This window comes from Stenotrophomonas sp. YIM B06876 (genome assembly GCF_030711595.1).
Classification (GTDB): Bacteria; Pseudomonadota; Gammaproteobacteria; order Xanthomonadales; family Xanthomonadaceae; genus Stenotrophomonas.
The window spans coordinates 1-923 of record NZ_JAUJUJ010000333.1 but is presented as its reverse complement, the minus strand read 5'-3'; the positions used below and the strand labels follow the sequence as shown (position 1 = coordinate 923).

The window sequence follows — 923 nt, the reverse complement described above, 5'->3', positions numbered from 1 at the left end:
CGGGGGTGCCCAACCCCGGCTCGCCCTCGCGCAACCCTGGTTTTTGCTCGGGCTGCCCGCACAACCGGTCCACGCGCGTCCCCGACGGCTCCCGCGCCATCGTCGGTATCGGCTGCCACACGATGGCGGTTTTCAACGACCCCGCCAAAACGCCGCCGACGTTCACTCAGATGGGTGGCGAGGGCATGCTCTGGGTCGGCCAGCACCGCTTCACCAGCGAGCCCCATGTGTTCGCCAACATGGGCGACGGCACCTACTACCACTCGGGCCTGCTGGCGATCCGGCAGGCGCTCGCCTCCAAGGCGCGCATGACCTACAAGATCCTGGTCAACGGCTTCGTTTCGATGACCGGTGGCCAGCCCATCGAAGGCGAGCTCTCGGTGCCCGCCCTGGTGGCCGAATTGCGCGCCGAAGGCGTGCAGGAAGTGACTGTGGTGACCGACGAGCCGGAGCGCTACGCAGACGCAGGGGCGCCGGTGCTGCACCGCTCCGAGATGGATNGCTCTCGGTGCCCGCCCTGGTGGCCGAATTGCGCGCCGAAGGCGTGCAGGAAGTGACTGTGGTGACCGACGAGCCGGAGCGCTACGCAGACGCAGGGGCGCCGGTGCTGCACCGCTCCGAGATGGATGCGGTGATGGCGCGCTACCGCGAATACCCTGGCCTGTCGGTGATCGTGTACGCACAGCCCTGTGCCACCGAGCGACGGCGCCTGCGCAAGCGCGGCAAGTGGGAGGACCCGCAGAAGCGCAGCTTCATCAATGCAGCGGTCTGCGAGGGTTGCGGCGATTGTTCCAAGGCTTCGGGCTGCCTCTCGATCGAACCCATGGACACGCCCTTTGGCCGCAAGCGCAAGATCAACCAGAGCTCCTGCAACAAGGACTTCAGCTGCATCGAGGGCTTCTGCCCCAGCTTCGTCACCGTGC

Annotated in this window: 1 protein-coding gene and 1 pseudogene; both read left to right on the top strand. The window is 67.1% G+C overall.

Features of this window, described 5'->3' with window-relative positions:
- Positions 1-557, top strand: a 557-nt coding sequence (locus QZH66_RS17105; protein WP_305807045.1) for a thiamine pyrophosphate-dependent enzyme, incomplete at its 5' end; no start/stop codon positions are given.
- A pseudogene (locus tag QZH66_RS17100) lies at positions 509-923 on the top strand (indolepyruvate ferredoxin oxidoreductase family protein); the annotation flags it as partial. The gene QZH66_RS17105 and the pseudogene QZH66_RS17100, both read left to right, overlap by 49 nt.